General features: G+C 57.2%; 12 protein-coding genes. All 12 read right to left on the bottom strand.

Going from position 1 to position 25,343, the window contains the following annotated elements; all coding sequences use genetic code 11:
• Positions 1 to 513 precede the first annotated feature (513 nt).
• The 12 genes from HMPREF2845_RS02230 to HMPREF2845_RS02180 all read right to left on the bottom strand — a co-directional run bounded on the left by HMPREF2845_RS02230 (position 514) and on the right by HMPREF2845_RS02180 (position 25,295).
• Positions 514 to 2,619, bottom strand: coding sequence for a neutral/alkaline non-lysosomal ceramidase N-terminal domain-containing protein (locus HMPREF2845_RS02230; RefSeq protein WP_083308720.1), 2,106 nt, complete (start codon positions 2,617 to 2,619; stop codon positions 514 to 516).
• Positions 2,620 to 2,746: 127 nt separating this feature from the next.
• Positions 2,747 to 2,944, bottom strand: a complete 198-nt coding sequence (locus tag HMPREF2845_RS09340) for a hypothetical protein (protein ID WP_168165466.1) — start codon at positions 2,942 to 2,944, stop codon at positions 2,747 to 2,749.
• Between the two features lie 196 nt (positions 2,945 to 3,140).
• Positions 3,141 to 7,043: a DNA-directed RNA polymerase subunit beta' gene (locus HMPREF2845_RS02225; protein WP_070633778.1), complete on the bottom strand. Its 3,903-nt coding sequence runs from the start codon at positions 7,041 to 7,043 to the stop codon at positions 3,141 to 3,143.
• Positions 7,044 to 7,153: 110 nt separating this feature from the next.
• Positions 7,154 to 10,660, bottom strand: a complete 3,507-nt coding sequence (gene rpoB / locus HMPREF2845_RS02220; protein WP_005504932.1) for a DNA-directed RNA polymerase subunit beta — start codon at positions 10,658 to 10,660, stop codon at positions 7,154 to 7,156.
• 257 nt (positions 10,661 to 10,917) lie between these two features.
• Positions 10,918 to 12,414, bottom strand: coding sequence for an L-serine ammonia-lyase (locus tag HMPREF2845_RS02215; protein ID WP_070633777.1), 1,497 nt, complete (start codon positions 12,412 to 12,414; stop codon positions 10,918 to 10,920).
• Between the two features lie 275 nt (positions 12,415 to 12,689).
• Positions 12,690 to 13,808 carry a glycine cleavage system aminomethyltransferase GcvT gene (gene gcvT, locus HMPREF2845_RS02210; RefSeq protein WP_049338079.1) on the bottom strand — a complete coding sequence of 373 codons (1,119 nt, stop codon included), beginning with the start codon at positions 13,806 to 13,808 and terminating at the stop codon, positions 12,690 to 12,692.
• Between the two features lie 172 nt (positions 13,809 to 13,980).
• On the bottom strand, positions 13,981 to 16,821 hold the full coding sequence (gene gcvP / locus HMPREF2845_RS02205) for an aminomethyl-transferring glycine dehydrogenase (RefSeq protein WP_070633776.1): 2,841 nt from the start codon (positions 16,819 to 16,821) through the stop codon (positions 13,981 to 13,983).
• A gap of 286 nt (positions 16,822 to 17,107) precedes the next feature.
• Positions 17,108 to 18,328, bottom strand: a complete 1,221-nt coding sequence (locus HMPREF2845_RS02200; RefSeq protein ID WP_049353781.1) for an MFS transporter — start codon at positions 18,326 to 18,328, stop codon at positions 17,108 to 17,110.
• A gap of 30 nt (positions 18,329 to 18,358) precedes the next feature.
• Entirely contained in the window at positions 18,359 to 19,192 is an 834-nt protein-coding gene (gene narI / locus HMPREF2845_RS02195) for a respiratory nitrate reductase subunit gamma (protein WP_049347293.1), read from the bottom strand.
• Between the two features lie 26 nt (positions 19,193 to 19,218).
• Positions 19,219 to 19,959 (bottom strand): nitrate reductase molybdenum cofactor assembly chaperone, encoded by a 741-nt coding sequence (gene narJ / locus HMPREF2845_RS02190; protein ID WP_005504922.1) that lies wholly within the window; start codon positions 19,957 to 19,959, stop codon positions 19,219 to 19,221.
• 3 nt (positions 19,960 to 19,962) lie between these two features.
• The gene (gene narH / locus HMPREF2845_RS02185) at positions 19,963 to 21,576 is read right to left on the bottom strand and encodes a nitrate reductase subunit beta (protein WP_005504921.1); all 1,614 of its coding nucleotides are present in this window, start codon (positions 21,574 to 21,576) and stop codon (positions 19,963 to 19,965) included.
• On the bottom strand, positions 21,576 to 25,295 hold the full coding sequence (locus tag HMPREF2845_RS02180) for a nitrate reductase subunit alpha (protein ID WP_049353783.1): 3,720 nt from the start codon (positions 25,293 to 25,295) through the stop codon (positions 21,576 to 21,578). Before HMPREF2845_RS02180 ends, narH begins: the two co-directional genes overlap by 1 nt.
• Between the last annotated feature and the right edge of the window lie 48 nt (positions 25,296 to 25,343).

Below are 25,343 nucleotides of genomic sequence, written 5' to 3'. Positions count from 1 at the left end.
ATAGGTTCCTCGACATCTCGGCGAGTTCTCAGGGCTAAAATTCCCCACCATCAGAGGTGAAAAAGTTTTTGGGCACGCTTAAAAATGGCATTTAGGCGTCAGCAAAAAGCAACGCCAAAGGACGGTATCCATACTGCCATTGATTCATCATGCCCGTGCCCTCGGGAAATATCCCGCGTAAACCCACCGGGGGTGGATCCTTGTGCACCGAGCTCAAGTACTTCGGATAAGACTATACAGGTTAAATCCCGCTTAATCTAGCGCCAGAGCGGAGATTCTTTGCTTTTAAGCCCCCATCCAAGGGTAAAAGCTGATGATTTGCCTCACTTAAATTACATTGTTGGGATTCACCCCTCCCTCGCCACCTTCTTGACGCACTTTAAAGCAGAAAGCCGCCAAGAACCATCTCAATGATTCCTGACGGCCTCAACAACTGCGGGAGGCGAGCGCAAAACTGCACCCACCTCCCGCAAGAGAGTATTCAGTTATAGGTTCACCGTAGCGACTGCCGAACTACACCACCTGGAAGACTCGAGTCTGCCCCTCAAACGGGGTAATAGTCTTCGAGTTCTTCTTGGCATTGCCGTAGTAACGGATGCGGTACTGGCCCTTAGGGGTATTTGCCGGAACGTTCCAACGCACCGTCACCTGAGACGCAGACACGCCAATGCGCTTCCACTCAAAGAAGGTGTCCGGGTTGTTATCCGCGGTGTAGTACTTCCAGGTATTACCCACACGACGCTCAATCACGAAGTAGCTACCATCGTGATGCATATTGTTGTTCGGGTGTGCACCCACGAAACGAGCCGACACCTCCTGACGGCCGGCAATAGCATCCTGGGGCTGCTGGGTCACCTGACCGTAGCGCGTACCAAACATCGGAGTGTCGTAGACGACCTTACCCTGCAGGCTAGCTACCGGGCGACGATCATTCGGACGATTACCGATACCCAGAGGGGTGCCGTTCTTCAGGGAAGTTCCAACAACGTTAATAGTCTGGCGGAAGGCACTGGAGGTGTAACGGCCAAAGAGGGTCGCACCGCCTTCGTACTGCTGCGAGTCGTATTCCTCAGGAGTCGTGACGTAGTGGTCGTAGGCATTGGTGTAGCCCTGCAGAATGATGTGCGATTCAGGAACGCCGAAGAGCTTGGCAGCATCCTGGCGGTACTGCACACCTACTGCACCGGTAAACTCGCCGGGCATACCCAGCAGATAGTAGTCACCGAAGCGCATAATCTGCACCGGATACTTTTCCTGAATGATCGTTCCATTTTTTGCAGAGAAGAGAATGCCCTTCGGCTGCTGACAACGCGTCTGCGCCGCACTCGGAGTGAACACCAAAGTACCCAGAATAGAGGGGCGACCCGAGCCTTCCTTATAGACAGCCCAACCGCCGCCGCCATCCTCAGTGGAACCCGCACCGAACGGAGTACCCAGGAAGCCCTGACAGGTGCGCTCATTCTGGCCGCTACCGGTGTACTTGGCATCCACGTTCATACCCGAGAAGTTGAAGTACGAAATGCGCGAATCCAGACCCTTACCAACCGGAGTACCCGAGCTCTTCAGCTGAGAACGCACGGCGTTAGCCTGCTTCTCACCCTGAATCTTCACGTTCTTGAACTGGTCATTGGTCGGCCCCTGGCCGGGCTTCAACCAAGTATTCGGGGAAACGTCACCAGCATTAGCATTCGCAAACGCCGCCACGAAACCATCGCCACTACCGGGAACATTGCGGTCAACACCGTGATCCTGAGTCTCCAGCAGGTACTCCGCATACCCCTTGTTATCGCTCGAAATCAGAGTATTCTTCGAGGTCAAAGACGTCGGATGAATCGCATACCAGTTCAACACCGCACGAGTCTTACCGTTGCGCTCCAGACGCAGAGTCATATTGGTCGGATCGGTACCGCCGGGCAGCTTAGAGCGAATCTCAGGAGAGTCCAGGTTGAACGCCTCGCGAGAACGGTTAACACCGACACCAGTCAGCTTTGAAGAAGAAATCGTCAGGTTACCGGGCGCAAGGTCCTTCGTCGCCTGGCGAATCGCCTTCAGTGACCCATCTACCTGTGCATTAAACGTGTCCTGATGGAAACCCAGAGTTGTAATGTTGTACAGGCTCTGGTGCGTAATACCACCCGGAGTTGCGTGAGTGTGAGTCGCGGTAATCATAATGTTCGACTCGTCATACGCGGAGCCAAACTCTGCACGGATGCGCTTCACCAGTTCATCACGCAACGACTGCCAACTGGTCAGCGTATCAAGCACAACGATGAGGTTGCGCTTACCCGAGGCGCGGTCCACCGCAATGAAAGCACGTGCGTACTGACGAGTATGCACACCGCTACCCTTCTGGGAAGAGTCGCCGTAGCCCATGAAGCCGACTTCACCGGGCTCGCCGGTAATATCCGCCGCACCCGCACCTACCAGGTAGGGGGTAGCGCTAGCGCTCTGAGAAGCAGGGGCTGCGGTTGCAACCTGACCGGCGGGAAGAATTGCGGACGCCGCAATAAGGCATGCTGCACCAATGCGAGCAAGAGAGTGGGTGGGTGCCTTAAAACGCGAAAAAACAGAGGAGCGCTTTTGCTCCCCTGCAGACAAGGAGGAATTCTGTTCAGACATCTGAGGTCGAGATGCTCCGGAAGACAGTCGGGTACCCTGATTCGTCACCCGTCCGGAAGAGAATGGAGTGATATGCATGCTTTCAAGAATAGAACCTAGTCAAAGGGCTTTCCAAGTTGAATTAGCATTATTCAAATATAGAATATTTATTCTTTATATAACCCAAAGAAAAACGAGCAAGTATTCTATATATGGCATTATTAGGGCGAATCACAAGGGGTCTCACAATATTTGACCGCCATCTAATTTCTTGCCCATTCAAGAAATTTTCCCAGTTTGAAAAATCATGCACTCCAATAATTTTTTCATAAATAAATCCGTCCACTAGGCAAAAAATATGCAACCTTCCCCTGAAGGATAAAGAATATTAAAGTACCGGTTAAAAGAAAGTCGCCTCTCCCCCACCTATTCGTTAAACAACAAAGAACGCGGATACCCGAGACAAACTCGAATATCCGCGTTCTTTATCAAGGACCAAGCCGGGTCTCTAAACCTCCAACCTGCCCCTCACGGCAGAAGCCTTAGTCCAGACCACGACCGTACTCATCCAGCGAAACAGCCATAAAGCCGCCGTTGCCGTAAGTGTACACCTCGTTATCCATCTGGAATGCGCTCGGGTAACCACCGAAAGTGTCCAGAGCCTGCATACGCTCCGCGGTAGCCTGAGCGCTGGGCTCAACCTCAATATCGTTGTAACGTGCCAGACCGGTACCGGCGGGAACCAGCTTACCGATGATCACGTTCTCCTTCAGGCCGAGCAGCGGGTCAGTCTTCGCCTCCATAGCAGCCTGAGTCAGGACGCGGGTGGTCTCCTGGAAGGAGGCCGCCGACAGCCAGGACTCGGTAGCCAGCGAAGCCTTGGTAATACCCATCATTTCCGGACGGCCAGCTGCGGGCTTCTTACCCTCAACCAGTGCCTTGCGGTTAGCAGTCTGGAAAGCAATGTTATCAACCAGCTCACCAGGCAGCAGATCGGTATCGCCGGACTCAATCACGGTCACGCGACGCAGCATCTGGCGAACAATAACCTCAACATGCTTGTCGTGGATTTCCACACCCTGCGACTTGTACACGCCCTGAACCTCGCTCACCAGGTGCTTCTGAGCCTCACGAGGACCACGAATACGCAGAACCTCCTTCGGATCAACAGAACCGGTAGCCAGCTGATCGCCAACCTGAACGTGATCGCCGTTCTGCAGCTTAGAAGCTGCACGACGCAGAACAGTGTAGGACTGGGGCTCGGAACCATCGTCCGGGGTCACCACAATCTTGTAGGACTTCTCGGTATCCTCAATGGTCACGCGACCGGACACCTCAGAAATCGGGGCAACACCCTTGGGGGTACGAGCCTCGAACAGCTCCTGAATACGGGGCAGACCCTGAGTAATATCGTCAGCCGAAGCCACACCACCGGTGTGGAAGGTACGCATGGTCAGCTGGGTACCGGGCTCACCAATCGACTGAGCCGCAATAATACCAACAGCCTCACCAATGTCCACCAGCACATTCGAAGCCATCGAACGGCCGTAGCACAGTGCACACACACCAATAGCGGACTCACAGGTCAGAACCGAACGGACGCGAACATCCTTCACGCCTGCCTTGAAGAGCTTCTCAATGAGCTCATCAGAGACATCGGAACCAGCAGCAGCCAGAACGTTGCCAGCCTCGTCCTTCACGTCAACCGCAAGGGTACGACCGTGAATCGAAGTCTCGACATCCTGGTGCAGACCGCCATCCTCATCAATCAGAGGCAGAACCAGACCGCGGCGAGTGCCACAGTCGTGCTCGCGAACGATAACGTCCTGCGAAACGTCCACCAGACGACGAGTCAGGTAACCCGAGTTAGCGGTACGCAGTGCGGTATCCGCCAGACCCTTACGTGCACCGTGGGTCGCGATGAAGTACTCCAGAACCGACAGGCCCTCACGGTACGAGGACTTAATCGGGCGAGGCATAATCTCACCCTTCGGGTTCGACACCAGACCGCGGATACCCGCAATCTGACGGACCTGCATCCAGTTACCACGTGCACCGGAGGTCACCATACGGTAAATGGTGTTCAGACCACCGTGAGAGCTCAGGTTCTCACGCATAGCCTCAGCAACCACGTCGGTAGCCTCAGTCCAAACCTTAATCAGCTCCTGACGACGCTCTTCGTCATCGATGGTACCGATCTCGAAGTCGTCCTGAATTGCAGCAGCCTGCTTCTCGTAGCGCTCCATAATTGCCGGCTTCTCAGCGGGAGTAGCAATATCGGAAACAGCCACGGTCACGCCCGAACGAGAAGCCCAGTAGAAACCGGAGTTCTTCAGGTTATCCAGAGCACGAGCCACAACATCCATCGGGTAACGCTCAGCCAGATCGTTAATCAGGCTACCCAGGCCCTTCTTATCTGCCACGCCGGAGAACCAGGGGTAATCCTTCGGCAGAGCCTGGTTGAACAGAACCTGACCAACGGTGCAGTCCAGCAGGACAGGGTCGCCAGGCTTGTAACCCTCGGGAGCTTCCCAGCCCTCAGGAGCAACAAACTGGTCACCATCAAGGCGAATCTTCACCTTGGTGTACAGCTCAATCTCGTGACGATCCATCGCCATCAGAGCCTCAGACACCGAGGAGAATGCGTGACCCTCGTTCTTCTGACCATCGCGAGGAGTAGTCAGGTGGTACAGACCAATGATCATATCCTGCGAAGGAACAGCCACAGGGCGGCCATCCGACGGCTTCAGGATGTTGTTCGAGGACAGCATGAGGATACGAGCCTCAGCCTGAGCCTCGGGAGACAGCGGCAGGTGAACTGCCATCTGGTCACCATCGAAGTCAGCGTTGAACGCGGAGCAAACCAGCGGGTGCAGCTGAATAGCCTTACCCTCAACCAGCTTCGGCTCAAACGCCTGAATACCGAGGCGGTGCAGAGTAGGTGCACGGTTCAGCAGAACCGGGTGCTCAGCAATGACCTCTTCCAGAACGTCCCAAACCTGCGGGCGGAAACGCTCAACCATACGCTTAGCGCTCTTAATGTTCTGAGCGTGGCTCAGCTCCACCAGACGCTTCATAACGAAGGGCTTGAACAGCTCCAGAGCCATCTGCTTGGGCAGACCACACTGGTGCATCTGCAGCTGGGGACCAACCACAATCACGGAACGACCCGAGTAGTCAACACGCTTACCCAGCAGGTTCTGACGGAAACGACCCTGCTTACCCTTCAGCATGTCAGACAGAGACTTCAGGGGGCGGTTACCGGGGCCAGTCACCGGGCGACCGCGACGACCGTTATCGAACAGCGAGTCCACAGCTTCCTGCAGCATACGCTTCTCGTTGTTCACGATAATCTCCGGAGCACCCAGCTCCAGCAGACGCTTCAAACGGTTGTTACGGTTAATCACACGACGGTACAGGTCGTTCAGGTCGGAGGTCGCGAAACGGCCACCGTCCAGCTGAACCATCGGACGCAGTTCCGGCGGAATAACCGGAACGACATCCAGGACCATACCCAGCGGAGAGTTGTTAGTGGTCAGGAAGGCGTTAACAACCTTCAGACGCTTCAGGGCGCGGGTCTTCTTCTGACCCTTACCGGTCTGAATAATCTCCTTGAGAGCCTCAGCCTCAGCCTCCAGGTCGAAGGACTCCAGACGCTTCTTAATGGCCTCTGCGCCCATCGCGCCCTCAAAGTACAGGCCGTACTTATCAATCATGGAACGGTACAGAGCCTCATCACCCTCAAGGTCAGCGACCTTCAGGTTCTTAAAGCGATCCCACACACGATCCAGGTGCTCAGCCTCACGCTCGTAGCGCTTACGCACCGACGCGAGCTGACGCTCAGCGTTATCGCGCAGCTTACGCTTCTCAGCAGCCTTGCCGCCCTCAGCCTCAATACGAGCCAGCTCCGCCTCAACCTCACGGCTGATAGCGTTCACGTCAGCGTTCAGAGCAGCCTCAAGCTCCTGCTTCTCACGATCGTGAGCAGCCTGCAGCATCGGCAGATCCTCGTGACGAGCCTCCTCGTCAACCTTAGTGATCATGTACGCAGCGAAGTAAATGACCTTCTCCAGGTCCTTCGGAGCCAGATCCAGCAGGTAACCCAGGCGGGAAGGAACACCCTTGAAGTACCAAATGTGGGTAACAGGAGCAGCCAGCTCAATGTGGCCCATACGCTCACGACGTACCTTAGAGCGGGTCACCTCAACACCACAGCGCTCACACACAATGCCCTTGAAGCGCACGCGCTTGTACTTACCGCAGTAGCACTCCCAGTCCTTGGTGGGGCCGAAGATACGCTCGTCGAAGAGGCCGTCCTTCTCGGGCTTCAGGGTACGGTAGTTGATGGTCTCGGGCTTCTTAACCTCACCAAAAGACCAACGACGGATGTCGTCGGCGGTGGCGAGGCCAATTCGCATCAAACCAAGCGAAGATTCGTTGGACATATCGGTCCTAATCTCTTTCTGTAAGTTTCTGAAGACTTGGGTTAGCGGGCGGGAACCCCACAACGCACGCGAGCGCATGCGGGGCTCCCCACCCTAGAAGGAGGCGGTGCTTATGCCTCGTCGACGGAGCTAGGCTCGTCGTGGGTCAGGCTCACGCCCATATCTTCTGCTGCCCGGAAGCCTTCTTCCTCCGAGTCGCTCATCTCAATAATCTTGCCGTCGGTGGAGAGCACCTCGACGTTCAGGCACAGAGACTGCATTTCCTTGATAAGAACCTTGAAGGATTCGGGGATACCCGGCTCGGGGATGTTCTCGCCCTTCACGATAGCCTCGTAAACCTTCACACGGCCCGCCACGTCATCGGACTTGACGGTCAGGATTTCCTGCAGGGTGTATGCGGCGCCGTATGCTTCCAGCGCCCACACTTCCATCTCGCCGAAGCGCTGACCACCGAACTGCGCCTTACCACCCAGAGGCTGCTGGGTAATCATCGAGTACGGACCGGTGGAACGAGCGTGAATCTTGTCATCCACCAGGTGGTGCAGCTTCAGGATGTACTGGTAACCAACCGAAATCGGGTCCGGGAACGGTTCACCGGAACGGCCGTCAATCAGACGTGCCTTACCGGAACGGTTGATCAGACGGTCACCATCGCGGTTCGGGTTCGAGTGGTCCATAAGGTCGAACAGTTCGTCCTCGTGGGCACCGTCGAACACCGGGGTTGCCAGGCGGGTCGGGCCGGATTCCTTCGGGAAGTTCGGCATGTGCTTAAGCCACTCGGGCTCGCCCTCAATCTTCCAACCCTGCTTAGCCAGCCAACCGGTGTGGACTTCCAGAACCTGACCAATGTTCATACGACCGGGCACGCCCAGCGGGTTCAGGATGACATCCACGGGGGTACCGTCTTCCAGGAAGGGCATATCCTCGATCGGCAGGATCTTAGAAATAACACCCTTGTTACCGTGGCGGCCTGCAAGCTTGTCGCCGTCGGTAATCTTACGCTTCTGAGCCACGTACACGCGGACCAGCTGGTTCACGCCCGGGGGCAGATCGTCCTCATCGTTGTTCTCGCGGTCGAAGATACGGATACCGATGACGGTACCGGACTCGCCGTGAGGAACCTTCAGGGAGGTGTCGCGAACCTCGCGAGACTTCTCACCGAAGATTGCGCGCAGCAGGCGCTCCTCGGGGGTCAGCTCGGTCTCGCCCTTGGGGGTAACCTTACCGACGAGGATGTCGCCAGCCTCAACCTCAGCACCGATATGGATGATGCCGCGCTCGTCCAGAGCCGAGAGAACATCCTCGGACACGTTCGGAATATCGCGGGTAATCTCCTCGGGGCCCAGCTTGGTGTCGCGGGCGTCAATCTCGTGCTCCTCAATGTGAATCGAGGTCAGCACGTCCTCAGAAACCATGCGCTGGGAGAGGATGATCGCATCCTCGTAGTTCAGGCCTTCCCACGGCATGTATGCCACGAGCAGGTTCTTACCCAGCGCCAGCTCGCCGCCGTCGGTGGAGGGGCCATCAGCAATAACGTCGCGGTACTCGACGCGCTGGCCTTCCTTCACCACAACGCGCTGGTTGTAGCAGTTACCCGGGTTCGAGCGGGAGAACTTCATGATCGGGTAGGTGGAGACAGAGCCGTCGTCGTTACGGACGATAACGGTCTTAGCATCCACGGAGGAAACCACACCGGGCTTCTTCGCGAGCACGGAGTCACCGGAGTCCAGTGCTGCGTACTTCTCCATACCGGTACCAACCACGGGAGCCTCAGACTCCAGCAGGGGCACAGCCTGACGCTGCATGTTAGCACCCATCAGTGCTCGGTTAGCATCGTCGTGCTCCAGGTAAGGAATCAGAGCGGTAGCAACAGACACCATCTGGCGCGGGGAGACGTCCATGTACTGAACGGCGCCGGGAGCAACCAGAACAGCTTCGCCAGAACCATCGCCCGCACGGCAGAGAACCTCGTTCTCAGCGAAGGTGCGGTCAGCGTTCAGCGGTGCGTTTGCCTGTGCGATAACAACAGACTTCTCGTCGTCAGCAGTCAGGTAGCGGACCTCATCGGTCACGCGGCCATCAGTCACCACGCGGTAGGGGGTCTCAATGAAACCGAAGGAGTTGATGCGACCGTAGGTTGCCAGCGAACCAATCAGACCAATGTTCGGGCCTTCAGGGGTTTCAATGGGGCACATACGACCGTAGTGCGAGGGGTGGACGTCTCGAACTTCCATGCCCGCACGGTCACGGGACAGACCGCCCGGACCCAGTGCGGACAGACGACGCTTGTGGGTCAGACCTGCCAGCGGGTTGTTCTGGTCCATGAACTGCGACAGCTGAGAAGTACCGAAGAACTCCTTGATAGCCGCCACGACGGGGCGGATGTTCACCAGGGACTGCGGGGTGATAGCGTCCACGTCCTGGGTGGTCATGCGCTCGCGAACCACGCGCTCCATACGGGACAGACCGGTACGGATCTGGTTCTCAATCAGCTCGCCCACGGTGCGGATACGACGGTTACCGAAGTGGTCGATATCGTCGATATCGATCTTGAGGGAGATCTCCTCGCCGTCACGGACGCCGGGGATGCTGGTCTCGCCTGCGTGCAGAGCGCAGAGGTAACGAATCATCTGAGCGATGTCGTCCTGGCTCAGAACGGAAGCCTCAGGGGAATCCATGGGAACGTCCACACCGAGCTTACGGTTCAGCTTGTAACGGCCAACCTTCGCCAGGTCGTAGCGGCGCGGGGTGAAGTACATGTTGTCCAGCAGAGCCTGGGCAGCTTCAACCGTCGGGGGTTCGCCCGGACGCAACTTGCGGTAGATGTCCAGCAGAGCCTCGTCGCGATCCTTGACGGAGTCCTTCTCCAGGGTTGCGCGGATGGAGTCGTACTGACCGAACTCAGCCAGAATCTTGGACTCGGTCCAGCCCAGAGCCTTCAGCAGAACAGTCACGGACTGCTTACGCTTGCGGTCCAGACGCACGCCAACCTGGTCGCGCTTATCAATCTCAAGCTCGAACCATGCACCGCGGGAAGGAATCACGCGGGCAGAGTAAATGTCCTTATCGGAGGTACGGTCCGGAGCCTTCTCGAAGTAAGCACCGGGGGAACGCACCAGCTGAGAAACGACCACACGCTCAGTACCGTTAATAACGAAGGTACCGGCCTCGGTCATCAGGGGGAAGTCACCCATGAACAGGGTCTGCTGCTTGACCTCGCCGGTAGCGAGGTTCATGAATTCAGCCTTAATGTACAGCGGAGCCGAGTAGGTTGCGTCGCGGTCCTTGCACTCCTCAACAGAGTACTTGGGGTCAGCAAACTCAGGCTCAGAGAAGGAGAGCTGCATAGTCTCCTGGAAGTCACGAATCGGGGAGATTTCTTCAAAAATCTCAGCCAGACCGGACTGAGCGGGGACAGAAGTGTCACCAGCAGCCTGCGCCTTCTCCAGACGCTCCGCCCAGCGCTCGTTACCAACGAGGCGGTCGAAGCTATCGGTCTGGATAGCAAGCAGGTTGGGAACCTTCAGCGGTTCGTTAATCTTCGCGAATGAAATTCGGCGCGAGACGTTCTCTGCGCCGTTAGCGGCGTCATGGTTAGAGGTGCTCGAAGCGACCAAAATGGGGATCCTTCCACAGACATGTCTGTTAGCAATCAGCCTCCCGGCGACATTACCGGCGACACGACAACCTCAGCCCCCGAATAAAACGGTGCTCGAAGCTATAGAGTCGGACGGAAAAACGTCACCTTCAGCCCGTGCCCACCGCTATATGAAGGCACAAAGGTTAGGGAAAGCGTAAATACTAACGATACAGGAAGAAAGCCCTTCTGTCTACCACACCCTCATCAGGAGTGCAAACCTGCCGCAGCGTGCACCTAGCATTCCACCACATTCACAGCCAAACCACCCATGGACGTCTCCTTATAACGGTGAGACATATCCAAACCGGTCTGACGCATCGTCTCAATCACCTGATCCAACGACACACGGTGCGTACCATCGCCACGCAACGCCATACGAGCAGCCGTCACAGCATTCGACGCCGCCATCGCATTACGCTCAATACACGGAATCTGCACCAAACCACCCACCGGGTCACACGTCAGACCCAGGTTGTGTTCCATCGCAATCTCAGCAGCATTCTCAACCTGCTCAGGGGTACCACCCATCACCTGTGCCAAACCAGCAGCAGCCATCGAAGAGGCACTACCCACCTCACCCTGGCAACCCACCTCAGCACCAGAAATCGAAGCACGCTTCTTATACAGCACACCCACAGCAGAAGACGCCAAGAAGAAATCAATAACCGCCTGATCACGGGCAGCCTGACCGCAATGGCGGATACCCTGCGTGTAATTCATCGCGTAATGCAGCACCGCAGGAATAATACCCGCAGCACCATTCGTCGGAGCAGTCACCACACGACCACCAAAAGCGTTCTCCTCATTGACCGCCAAAGCAATCAGATTCACCCAGTCAATAGCGAACTCAGGAGACTTCGAAGGATCCTCCACCATCAAATCGCGATGCCACGCACCCGCACGGCAACGCACCTTCAGCGGCCCCGGCAAATAACCCACACGCGCCAACGAAGAACCGATACACTCCTTCATCACACGGTAAATATGCAAGATACCATCACGGACCTCCTGCTCAGAACGCAGAGAACACTCATTCGCCATCTTCAACTGCGCAATCGACAGACCAGACTCATTCGCCATCTCCAGCAGCTCAGCAGCCGAACCAAACGGATACGGAGGGTTCATCAGCGACGCACAACCGGTCGCCTCCTCATCACCCTCAACAATGAAGCCGCCACCAATCGAATAGTAAGTGCGCTCCAACAGCAGCTGCTCACCCGCAAACGCCGCAATCTTCATACCGTTCGTATGACGCGGAAGAACCGTCAACGGACGCAGGGTCATATCCAGCTCACGGTAATTCACCACCGGGCCGTACACCTTCTGCTCCTCACCACCGGGTGCAGTCACACCGTACGCAGAGGACGGGTAACCAGCAAGCGGCAAAGTACCATCCACGCTATTGCGCTCAATCATCGCCTCAGAATCAGCGATATTGATAGTCTCCGGAACAAAACCGCACAGGCCCTTCAACGCAGCACTCATCGTACCGTGACCAGCACCCGTAGCCGCCAACGAACCATAAAGATCCACGTGCACACCCGTCACACGATTCAGCAGGCCCTCATCAATCAGCTCCGCCACAAAACGATTCGAAGCACGCATCGGACCGACCGTATGCGAGCTCGAAGGACCCACGCCAATGCTGAACATCTCAAAAACACTGATGTCATACGGCAGAGCCTCTGCCTTCTTCTGCACGCTACTGGGCGCGCTCTGGTTAATAGCCACGTTCTGTCCTTCAAATAAAAATGTCTGTGCACCGCACCAAAAGATACGCGCCCCTCAACGGAGGAACCACACATCAATCTGCGGTCTATAAGTGCGGACAATCACCCTTGACTGGCCGCTCTAATCCTAACGCACTTCAGAACCAGCACAAACTAAGGCTCAGAACACCTCGCGCTCTCCCCCACCGTTCAATGCCCACCTCACGGCGCAGAAAAGGCGCCGTGCCCACACAGGACACGACGCCTCTACCCTACAGATTACCTGCAGAAAAACTCTTACTTCTCACGCTTGTAGAACGGCAGAGCCACAACATCAAACGGAGCACGCTTACCGCGGATATCAACATCCACAGTAGAACCAACCTCAGAGAATTCACGGTTCACCAGCGCCATAGCAATCGGGAAGCCCAGAGTCGGGGAAGGAATACCGGAGGTAACCTCACCAATCTCATTGCCCTCAGCATCCACCAGCTTAGAACCGGCACGAGCAGGACGCTTCGCCTGAGCCTTCAAACCAACCAGGATGCGCTTCGACTCGCTCTTAGCCAGCTCAGTCAGAGCCTCACGACCAACGAAGTCAGCCGCCTTCTTCTCCAGAGCAATCTCGACCAGACGGCCCAGACCGGACTCAAACGGAGTAATCTCAAGACCCAGCTCATGACCGTACAGCGGCATACCAGCCTCAAGACGCAGGGAGTCACGAGAGGCCAGGCCGGCAGGAATCATACCGAAAGGCTCACCAGCAGCAGCCAGCTTATCCCACAGCTCAACAGCGTTCTCATTCGGAACGAACAGCTCGAAGCCGTCCTCACCGGTGTAACCGGTACGAGCCAGCAGAACATCAACACCGGCAACAGTCAGCGGCACCGAAGCGTAGTACTTCAGCTCGCGGACAGCCTCCTCATCAGAAACACCAGCAGCCAGCAGAATCTCCTCAGCACGAGGACCCTGAACAGCCACCAGAGAAGTCTGATCCGACTCATTCACAAACTCAACGTTAAAATCGCCCAGGCGCTCGCTCATCGCCGCGAAGTCAGTGTCAATGTTCGAAGCGTTCGGAACGACCATGAATTCCTCATCGCCCAGACGGTAAGTAATCAGGTCGTCAATCACGCCGCCCTTATCGTTGACCAGGATCGAGTACTTCGCCTTACCAACCTTCAGGATGGACATGTTCGACACCAGAGCGTAATCCAGGAACGCACCCGCATCCGGGCCGGTCACACGGAACTCACCCATGTGAGACAGGTCGAAAATACCGGCACGAGTACGGACAGCCTCGTGCTCAGCAACGTCGTTAGCATACTTCAGGGGCATATCCCAGCCACCAAAGTCGGTGAAAGAAGCGCCCAGCTTCTCGTGAACCGGGTACAGGGAGGTCTTCTTGGGGGACATTAGGTTCTCCTCACGCACAGCCTTGTGCTGTTATCGTTCAATCGTCGTAGATTTAGTTCACCCCCACAGACACGAGATACGCTGCGGAGGCGACCCCCACCCGCCCCCAGAAACCTGAGGACGGGTGAGGCAGGTAGACCGCTACAGCCTACCCAGGAGCGTTACAGGCTCCTTATGCTTCCAGGTCGAAAGCCTCCATCGGGGGGCATTCGCACACGAAGTTACGGTCACCGCCAGCGCCATCAATACGACCCACCGAGGTGAAGTACTTGTTAGCGCGCAGGCTCGGGACAGGGAAAGCTGCCTGAGTACGGCTGTAGGGGCGATCCCACTCATCAGCGCTCACCACATCAACGGTGTGCGGTGCGTTGCGCAGAACCGAATCATCCACAGCGACCTTGCCCTCAGCCACCTCGATAATCTCGTCGTAGATGGTCTCCATTGCCTCAATGAAGCGGTCCAGCTCTTCCTTCGACTCAGACTCAGTCGGCTCAACCATCAGGGTGCCCGGAACCGGGAACGCCAGAGTCGGAGCGTGGAAGCCGAAGTCCATCAGACGCTTGCAGACGTCCTCAGCAGTCACGTGAGACTGATCGGTCAGCTGACGCAGGTCCAGGATGCACTCGTGAGCGACCAGACCGCCGGGGCCGGTGTACAGCACCGGGTACTTGTCGTTGAGCTTCTTCGCAATGTAGTTAGCGTTCAGAACCGCGTACTGCGAAGAGTCCTTCAGACCCTGAGCACCAGTCATCGCAATGTACATCCAGCTGATCGGCAGAACGCCGGCAGAACCGAAGAACGCCTGCGAAATCGGCAGTGCAGCATCGTTGGGGAGCTTACCCTCAGAGTCAGCGCGGTATGCGTCGCCGGGCAGGAACTTCGCCAGGTGCTCACGAACAGCCAGCGGGCCAACACCGGGGCCGCCACCACCGTGAGGAATGGAGAAGGTCTTGTGCAGGTTCAGGTGCGAAACGTCGCCGCCGAACTTACCGGGCTGAGCGAAGCCCATCTGAGCGTTCAGGTTCGCGCCATCCACGTACACCTGGCCGCCAGCCTCGTGAACCAGCTGGCAAACCTCAGCAACCTGCTCCTCAAACACACCGTGGGTGGAGGGGTAGGTAATCATGATGCCGGCAACCTTGGGACCGTACTTCTCGATCTTGACCTTCAGGTCATCAACATCAATCGAGCCGTCAGCCGCAGTTGCCACACCGGCAACCTTCAGACCAGCCAGAGCAGCAGATGCCGCGTTGGTGCCGTGAGCAGACAGCGGAATCAGGACGGTATCGCGCTCGTGGTCACCGTTAGCCTCGTGGAAGGAACGGATAGCGCGCAGACCAGCGTACTCACCGGTTGCACCCGAGTTCGGCTGCAGGGACACAGCATCGTAACCGGTAATAGCAACCAGCCACTCAGTCAGGTCCTTAATCAGCTCGTGCCAGCCCTCAGCCTGATCCTCCGGGACCAGCGGGTGAATGTTCGCGAACTCAGGCCAGGAGATGGGCTCCATCTCAGCGGCCGCGTTCAGCTTCATAGTGCACGAACCCAGCGGAATCATGGTGCGGTCAAGTGCCAGATCCTTGTCAGCGAGGTGACGCAGGTAGCGCATCATCTCGGTCTCGGAACGGTACTTGTGGAAAATCGGGTGCTGCATGTAGTCATCGGTACGCAGCAGCTCAGCGGGCAGATCGTACTGTGCATCTGCCTCGCCCAGGGTGCCGCCCAGAGCCTCGACCAGACCCTTGAGCAGTTCCTCACCGTGAGACTCACCCACGGAAATACCAACACGGTTCTCGTCGAAGCGGCGGATGTTCACGCCAGCGTCCAGAGCCTTCGCAACCAGCTCGTCAGCACGGCCAGCAGCCTCCACCACAACGGTGTCGAAGAAAGTATCGTGAGCGATACCGTAACCCGCAGCCTTCAGCGCGGTAGCAACACGAGCGGCATTAGTGTGCAGGCGGTTCGCGATAGCGCGCAGACCCTCAGGACCGTGGTACATCGCGTAAGCACCAGCAACAATCGCCAGCAGAGCCTGAGCAGTACAAATATTGGAAGTAGCCTTCTCACGGCGAATGTGCTGCTCACGAGTCTGCAGAGCCAGACGGTACGCAGGCTTACCAGCCGAATCCTTAGAAACACCCACCAGACGGCCAGGCATGGTACGCTCCATGCCCTTGTGAACAGCCATGTACGCAGCGTGGGGGCCACCGAAGAAGAAGGGCAGACCGAAACGCTGAGTGTTACCAACTGCGATATCAGCACCCAGCTCACCCGGAGACTTCAGCAGGGTCAGAGCCAACAGGTCAGCGACCACAGTGACCAGGGCGTTACGCTCCTTAGCGGCCTTAATCAGCGGCTCAATATCGCGAATATCGCCTTCATTGCCGGGGTACGCCAGGACGATACCGTACAGGTCGCCCTCAGGCAGACCCTCAGAGAAATCAGTAATGACGAAGGGAATGCCGAGCATCTCTGCACGGCCGCGAGTCACCGAAATAACCTGAGGCAGGCAACGGGAGTCAATCGCGAAGAAGCCATTCTTCACCTTGCGGTTTGCACGGTACATCATGACAGCTGCTTCAGCCACTGCTGACGCCTCATCCAGCAGGGAGGAGTTTGCAATCTCCAGGCCGGTCAGCTCCATCACGGTGTTCTGGAAGTTCAGCAGAGCCTCCAGACGACCCTGAGAAATCTCAGCCTGGTACGGGGTGTAAGAAGTGTAGAAACCGGGGTTTTCCAGAATGTTACGGCGCAGAACTGCGGGAGTTACTGCATCGTAGTATCCGGCACCAATCATCTGGGCGAGAACCTTATTCTTCGCAGCATAGCCGGCGATCTTTGCCTGAGCCTCATGCTCCGACAGCGGAGCAGGCAACTGCAATTCGCCGTCAAGGCGAATCTGGGAGGGGACGACAGCGTCCATCAGCGCATCCAGGGAAGAGTATCCCAGGGTTTCGAGCATCTGCTCTGCGTCTGCGGAACGGGGGCCGAGATGACGATCAATAAAGGACATAGGATTCTCCTATTGGTCGGCGCAAACCGTAGAGGGGTCACGTCGCGCTATTGCGACGAGTCGAACACTTTAAAGTGTCCCACATCTCCACAAAGTTTCGCTAGCTTTACCAACATTCGACATGCCCAAACATCAAACTCTTCTGCCCCGCCAAAGCCCACCCCTGTCAGACGACAAAACAGCAAAAAAGCACAAAGTCCGGCTCGTTCCCTCCGAAGAGAAAACGAGCCGGACTCAGTCAAAGCAAACTTCGCATACATCCTGCAGAAGGATGTACTAGAAGAACCTACTTAGCGTGGTTGGGCTTGCCACCGTGCGGCACCAGGAATGCCGACAGGAAAGCCAGAGCCGCAGTCACAGCCAGCAGCATCAGACCGATGAAGTAGTTGTTCTCAGCCTGGTTGTAGGTTGCACCCATCACCAGCGGCGGGAAGAAACCACCCAGAGCGCCAGCAGCAGCAACCACACCGGACACCGCACCAACGTTCTTCGGATCAGCCGCACGAGCCACCCAGCCGAAGACCGAGCCGTGGCCCAGACCCAGAAGAGCAGCCATCAGGATGAAAACAGCACCATACACGTGCTCAGCATCAGGCTGGAACGCGGTAATAACTGCCAGGATCACCACACCACCCAGGGAGATGAGGGTGATAATCTTCGGACCGAACTTATCAGCCAGCACACCACCGAAGGGACGAGCAATCACGGCAGCAGCCGCGAAGCCAGCCGCACGCATACCAGCGTCGTTAGCGTTGAAGTTGTAGATGTTGCTCAGGTAAGTGGGCAGGTAGTTCGAGAATGCCACGAACGCACCGAACACAACAGCGTAGAGGAAGCACAGCTGCCAAGTGGTCTTCACCTTGAATGCCTGAACAATCTTCGGCATCAGCGGAGTAACCTCACGGCCGATGGTTGCCGGAGAATCCTTCAAGAAGAAGAAAGAGATAGCAGCGGTTACAGCACAGATAACAGCAATCAGAACGTGAGTCTGGAAGTAACCAATACCCTGCACCAGGCGGGGGGTAGCGAATGCAGAAATTGCAGTACCCACCATGCCGGCACCGAACACACCGGTCGCAAAACCCTTCTTGGAAGCGTCATACCATGCGGAACTGAAGGGAATACCCACAGCGAACACGGTACCCGCAATACCCAGGAAGAACGCCACAACAAGCAGCATGGGCAGCGAGTTCATCTGACCAGCAACACCAACCAGGAAGACCAGGGGTGCGCTAATCGCCAGAACAGCGGTGAACATAATACGACCACCGTAGCGGTCAGTCAGACCACCAACGGGAATACGGCCGATAGCGCCGATGAAAATCGGCATAGCCACCAGAACACTGGTCATACCAGCGTCCAAGTGCATCTGCTTGGCGTACAGCTTGGCCAGCGGACCAACAATAGTCCAAGCCCAGAAGCCGATGGTCGAGATGAACGTTGCCAGCAGAACGTTACGGAGCTGACCATTCTTCAGGTCGTAGCTCGGTGCAACAGGGGTGCTCATATTTCCTCTTTTGCAATATGGATATGTGTATTAGCGGTCGGCGCGCTCACGCGGGAGAGTACCTACCGGATCCCAACCTCGACGTGCACCAACACGCTGGCCGCCACGAGAGCGGTACACGGTGTAGGGGCGGAAGAGGTAGTGCAGGGGCACAGTCAGTGCGTGCACCAGGCGGGTAAAGGGCCAAATGATGAACAGAACCATAGCCACCACGATGTGAATCTTGAAAGCCACGGGAATATTCACCATCAAAGCTACCTCAGGGTGGAAGTAGAACAGCGAACGGAACCACACAGAAATGGTCTCACGGTAGTTGAAGTGAACCTCGTGACCATTCACCGGAGGCAAACCGCCCGAGGGGTTCACTGCCGAAATCAGAGTAGCCGCAGTACCGGCGAGAATCACCAGAACCAAAACGACATACATGAAAACGTCATTACGAGTGGTAGCCGAACGCACACGAGAGTTCGAAACACGGCGACCAATCAGAACGAACATACCAACAATGGTTGCGACCGCAGCAACAGAACCGCCGACCAGCGCCACAATGTGGTAAGTGTCATCCGAAACGACCAGGTCGGTGAATGCCTTAGGCACCACCAGACCACCAACGTGGCCAAGGAAAACGGCCGCAAGACCGTAATGGAACAGGGGCGAAGCGATGCGCAACAGCTTCGATTCATAGACCTGGGACGAGCGGGTAGTCCATCCGAACTGGTCAGTACGGTAACGCCAAATGGTGCCACCAATCAGAATGACCAGTGCAACATAGGGCAGAACGCCCCACAGCAGGATGTCAACAATACCCGGATCGGCTACAGCCTGTGCAGCATGTCCTGCGTTCTCAGAAGCAAGTACGTACACGTGTTGTCTCCTCACAAGGGATAAAACTAGTTAGAACGAGCCGAAGCCTGCTGGAGCAGCTGATGATCAGCGTAGCCATTCAGGCCAACAGTCTCGACGGGAGGGCCGTAGCCAGCCATCTTCTGGACCTCCTCCTGAGTCTGCGGAGAGACGCCAGGAAGGGTATCGCAGATGCTCTGCAACAACCCGTAGTGGGGCAGATTTCCGTCCTTCATGGACAGACGAAGAAGCTCAAGGGACGGACGGTACGCCTGCAAAGCGGAACGGCCCTTACGGCGATCCACCAACGCACAGAACTCCAGCACCAGCGGCAGGTAGTCCGGAAGCTCACCATTCAAAACGGTCAACATACCGGAGTCGCGGTACATCTGCTTAAAACGCAGAAGAGTCTCACCACGGCGGCGGGTATCGCCATCGGTCCAGTAGGACAGATGCAGAGAATGACGACGCGAAAGGTCGTACTCCTGCACGTACTCGGACTGCACATCCTCCAGGTCCTTAGAAGTCAGCCACTGTTGAACCGCATCAACGGCAGCAATGAAAGCCTCATCCTGGGTGGAAGCGGTAATCTCCACCAGTTCAGGCAGAACCTTCAGAGTTTCCTCATCGGGGTAGCCCAGGAGCATACCGCTCACCTGGTAAATCACCGAGTCCTTATCCTCGCCGGGACCGTAATCGATATCGAACGGATTCTCCGGCTGAGCCGGTTCCGAGACAGTAGCCTCGGAACCGGCCTTGCCCATGAGCTTGGAAAAGAATCCAGCCACTTATTACTTCTTTCCGGTGGTATTCGGGAAGAGGCCGTCAGGACGGGAAGAACCGTCCCAGCTGAACAAGCTGACCTTGTTGTTAGCCTCGTAGACACCGGTGGACACGGGGGTCGGGCGACCCTCCATGTCGTTGAACGCATCGCCGTACATGCCGGGTCCGCCATCCACGCTCAGGGAGCAACCCATTTCCTCAAGGTTGTGGGCGTCCTCCATGTGAGCCTTCGGAATGACGTAACGCTCGTTGTACTTAGCGATAGCCATCAGGCGGTACATCTCGTACACCTGCTGACCGGTCATGCCAACTGCCTGAGCAATCTCCTCGTTGCCTTCGCCACCGAGGTTGATGTCACGCATGTACGAACGCATCGCAGCCAGGCGGCGCAGAACGTTAGTAACAACCTCAGTGTCACCAGCGGTGAACAGCTCAGCCAGGTACTCAACCGGAATACGGAGAGACTCAATAGCGCCGAACAGGTTGTTGCTGTTCTCTGCATCGTGGCCCTGCTCCTTGAGCAGGTCAACGATCGGCGACAGCGGCGGCACGTACCAAACCATGGGCATGGTGCGGTACTCGGGGTGCAGGGGCAGAGCCACCTTCCACTCCTTCGCCAGCTTGTACACGGGCGACTTCTGAGCTGCAGTAATCCACGCATCGGGGATGTCGTTCTTACGAGCCTGCTCAATCACAGCCGGATCCGAAGGATCAAGCATCAGCGACAGCTGAGCCTCGTAGAGATCCTTCTCATCCTCGACCGAAGCAGCCTCAGTCACGCGGTCTGCATCGTAGAGGAAGATACCGATGTAGCGCATACGACCAACACAGGTCTCAGCACACACGGTCGGAATACCAGCCTCAATACGGGGGTAGCAGAAGGTACACTTCTCAGCCTTACCCGTCTTGTGGTTGAAGTACACCTTCTTGTAGGGGCAGCCGGTGATGCACTGACGCCAACCGCGGCAACGGTCCTGGTCAACCAGAACGATACCGTCCTCAGCGCGCTTGTAGATAGCGCCGGAGGGGCAAGAAGCCATGCAGGAGGGGTTCAAGCAGTGCTCACAAATACGAGGCAGGTAGAACATGAAGGTCTGCTCGAACTCGAACTTAATCTTGTCCTCTGCCTTCTTGCGAACCTTCTCAACCAGCGGGTCCAGGTGACCGTACTCGGTCGCACCAGCCAGGTTGTCGTCCCAGTTCATACCCCACTCGACCTTGGTGTCCTCACCGGTGATGAGGGAGACCGGCTTAGCAGCCGGGAAGTCATCACCCAGAGGAGCACTGGTCAGGTTCTGGTAATCGTAGGTCCAGGGCTCGTAGTAGTCGTTCAGCTCGGGCTGAATCGGGGAAGCGAAGATCGTGAAGAGCTTCTGGAAGCGGTTACCGCTCTTGAGCTCCAGACGACCGCGCTTGTTCAGCACCCAGCCGCCCTTCCACTTCTCCTGATCCTCGTAACGGCGGGGGTAACCCTGACCGGGACGAGTCTCAACGTTGTTGAACCAGACGTACTCGGTACCGGCTCGGTTCGTCCATGCCTGCTTACAGGTCACGGAGCAGGTGTGGCAGCCGATGCACTTATCGAGCGCCATCACCATAGCAACTTGTGCCATAACGCGCATTAGAAAGTTACCTCCTGGGACTTACGGCGACGGATGTACGAGACGATGTCTCGCTGGTTACCGGTCGGTCCAAGATAGTTGAAGGCGAACGCCTGGTGAGCGTAGCCACCAATCATGTGGGTGGGCTTCAGAAGAATACGGGTCACCGAGTTGTGAATACCACCGCGCTTACCGGTGACTTCAGACTTCGGGCTAACCATACGCTCCTGAGCGTGGTAGACGTAGCAAACGCCCTCGGGCATACGGTGCGAAACAACCGCACGGCCGACGAAGACACCATTGGTGTTCACACACTCAATCCACTCGCCATCCTTGACGCCAATCTTCTCAGCGTCCTGCGGGCTCATCCATGCAGTCGGACCGCCACGGAACATGCTCAGCATGTAGTGGTTATCGAAGTACTGCGAGTGAATTGCCCACTTGTTGTGCGGGGTCAGGTAGCGAACAGCAACCGAAACACCATCGGTAGTACCGAGCTCAGGCTCGTTGTACAGGCCGGTCATATCCAGCGGCGGACGGTAAATCGGCAGAGCCTCGCCCATTTCGTGCATCCAGTCGTGGTCGAGGAAGAAGTGCATACGGCCGGTCAGGGTGTGGAACGGCTTCTTCTTCTCGATGTTGACGGTGAACGGAGCGTAACGGCGACCACCGGTCTCCGAACCGGACCACTCGGGGGAGGTCATCACGGGCTGCGGTGCGGCCTGGGTCATGGGGAAGGTGATACGACGTTCCTCGTTACCTTCTGCCAGGTCCATCAGGTGCAGACCGGTCTGCTTCTCAAGCTCCTTGAAGCCCTTGACAGCGACCTCACCGTTGGAGGTACCGGAAATCATGAGGATTGCTTCAGAAATCTTCACGTCGGTATCCAGTGCCGGACGGCCTGCGCCCTTACCGGAGTCCATCACACCGAATTCCTTAGCCATCTTCGCGACTTCGTCCTTCAGGTCGTAAGTGATGAACTTGGTGGTTGCACCGAGCTTATCGAACAGCGGGCCAACGGTGGTGTACATGTCGTACAGTGCGCCGTAGTCGCGCTCGACGGTGACGAAGTTCGGCATGTTCTTGCCGGGTACGCCCACCATACCGGGGGTGTTCTTCCAGTCGGGTGCGTGACCGCCGGGCTGAGCAATCTGGCCGGGGGTGTCGTGCAACAGCGGGACCGAAACGATGTCCTTACGGACGCCGAGGTGCTTCTTAGCCAGGCGGCTGAACTCAAACGCCAGTGCCTTGAAGGTCTCGTGGTCGGTCTTTGCCTCCCACGGCGGGTCAATTGCCGGGGAGAACGCGTGCAGGAACGGGTGCATATCGGTCGAGGAGATATCGTGCTTCTCGTACCAGGTAGCAGTCGGCAGAACGATGTCAGACAGCAGGGTCGTGGAGGTCATACGGAAGTCCGAGGTGACCAGCAGATCCAGCTTGCCCTGAGGCGCGTCCTCAACCCACTTCACTTCGTTCGGCAGCTTCTCCGAGTCGGAGCCCTGGACGTTGTCCATGCTACCGACCAGGTGCTTCAGGAAGTAGCTCTCACCCTTAGCGGAGGAACCGAACAGGTTCGAACGCCACAGGGTCAGGGTACGAGGCCAGTTGACGGGGTTGTCAACGTCCTCAACGGAGAACTCCAGGTCACCGGAGTTCAGGCGCTGTGCAATGTAGTCCGCGTTCGAGGAAGCCTCGCCGCGTGCCACTGCCTGCTCTGCCTTGTCTGCCAGATCCAGCGAGTTCTCGGGGAACTGCGGGTAGAACGGCATCCAGCCCATACGGGTAGAACGTGCCACAACGTCAGCAGTGTGAACGTCGCGCAGCTCGCCCTTAGCCAGCGGGGACTGCAGGTAGTCGGTGGAGTATGCGTCCTGACGGAACTGGTCAGTGTGCATGTACCAGAAGCCGGTACCGATCATGTGACGCGGCGGGCGGCTCCAGTCCAGAGCGTTCGCAATGTTGGTCAGACCGGTCAGAGGACGTGCCTTCTCCTGGCCCACGTAGTGAGCCCAACCGCCACCGTTACGGCCCTGGCAACCGGTCAGGTTCAGCAGAGCGAGGATAGCGCGGTAGGTGGTGTCAGCGTGGTACCACTGGCAAATACCTGCACCGAAGATGACCATGGAGCGACCGCCGGAATCAAGGGCGCTCTTGGCGAACTCGCGGGCAACGCGAATAACAGCCTCGGCGGGGACAGAAGTAATCTGCTCCTGCCATGCCGGGGTGTTCTGAACGTTCCAGTCCTCATAGTCCTTAGCCCAGGTACCGGGCAGACCCTCACGGCCCACACCGTACTGTGCCAGCATGATGTCGAAGACGGTAGTAACTTCGTGACCATCAACGTAGGTTACGGGCACGCCGCGGGTAATGACGTCGCCGTGGCCCTTCGGGTTGTCGAAGGTCGGCATCTTGATCTCTGCAGCTGCAGTCTGGCCCTGAGGCAGGTCGCGAATCGACAGAATCGGCTTACGACCCTGCAAATCCAGGTTCCACTTGCCCTGGTCTTCCTGAGCGTAACGGTGACCCATGGTGCCGTTGGGCACGAAGACCTCGCCGGTCTCGCGGTCCATCAGAACGGGCTTGAAGTCAGCGTTCGGCTGCTCAGCCTCGCCAGCGAGCTTAGCTGCAGTCAGGAACTTGGAGGGAACCTTAATGCCGTCTTCACGGGTTTCCAGGGTGACCAGGAAGGGAAGGTCGGTGTAGGTCAGGGAGAAGTCCTCGAAGAACTCGACACGCTGGTCGACGTAGTTCTCCTTGAGGATGACGTGGCCCATCGCCATTGCCAGTGCCGCGTCGGTACCTGCCTGGGCGGGCAGCCACTCGTCAGCGAACTTGGTGTTGTCGGCGTAGTCGGGGCTCACGGTGACAACCTTGGTACCGCGGTAGCGGACCTCGGAGACCCAGTGAGCATCCGGGGTACGGGTCAGCGGAACGTTTGCACCCCACATGATGAGGTATGCAGCGTCCCACCAGTCGCCGGACTCGGGAACGTCGGTCTGGTCGCCGAAGACCTGCGGGGAAGCCACGGGGAGGTCAGCGTACCAGTCGTAGAAGCTGGTCATGACGCCACCGGCCAGCTGGATGTAGCGAACACCCGCGCTGAAGGACGCCATGGACATTGCCGGAATCGGGGTGAAGCCGGTGTTACGGTCGGGGCCGTAGTACTTGATGGTGTGCACGTGAGCAGCAGCCATCAGCTCGAGAGCCTCAGCCCAGGTCGAGCGCACCAGACCACCCTTACCACGTGCGTTCACGTAGCGTGCACGCTTGGCGGGGTCGGACACGATGGAGTGGAAGGCGTCCACGGGATCGTTGTGGATTGCCTTCGCTTCGCGGTACATCTCCAGCAGGAGACCGCGAACGTAGGGGTACTTAACGCGAGTGGGAGAGTAGGTGTACCACGAGAATGCTGCACCGCGGGGGCAACCGCGGGGCTCGTACTCGGGGCGGTCGGGACCAACCGAGGGGTAATCGGTTTCCTGTGCTTCCCAGGTGATAATGCCGTCCTTGACGTACACCTTCCAGGAGCAGGAGCCGGTGCAGTTCACGCCGTGGGTAGAGCGAACTTCCTTATCGTGGCTCCAACGGTCGCGGTAGAAGGCGTCACCTTCGCGGCCGCCTTCACGGAAGACGGCGCGGCCGTCTTCAGTCTCATCCCAGCGGGAGAAGAACTTACCGAACTTGATCAGCTGATCGGTAAGGGGGCCATCCGGGCCCTTAATCTGTGATGCTTGTTCCATACTGCCCAATATATCGGAAATTTGGCATAGAAAATACGAGATAAAAAC

The sequence above is a fragment of the Rothia sp. HMSC065B04 genome, assembly GCF_001812285.1.
GTDB lineage: Bacteria > Actinomycetota > Actinomycetes > Actinomycetales > Micrococcaceae > Rothia > Rothia mucilaginosa.
This window is presented reverse-complemented; position numbering and strand designations above follow the sequence as displayed.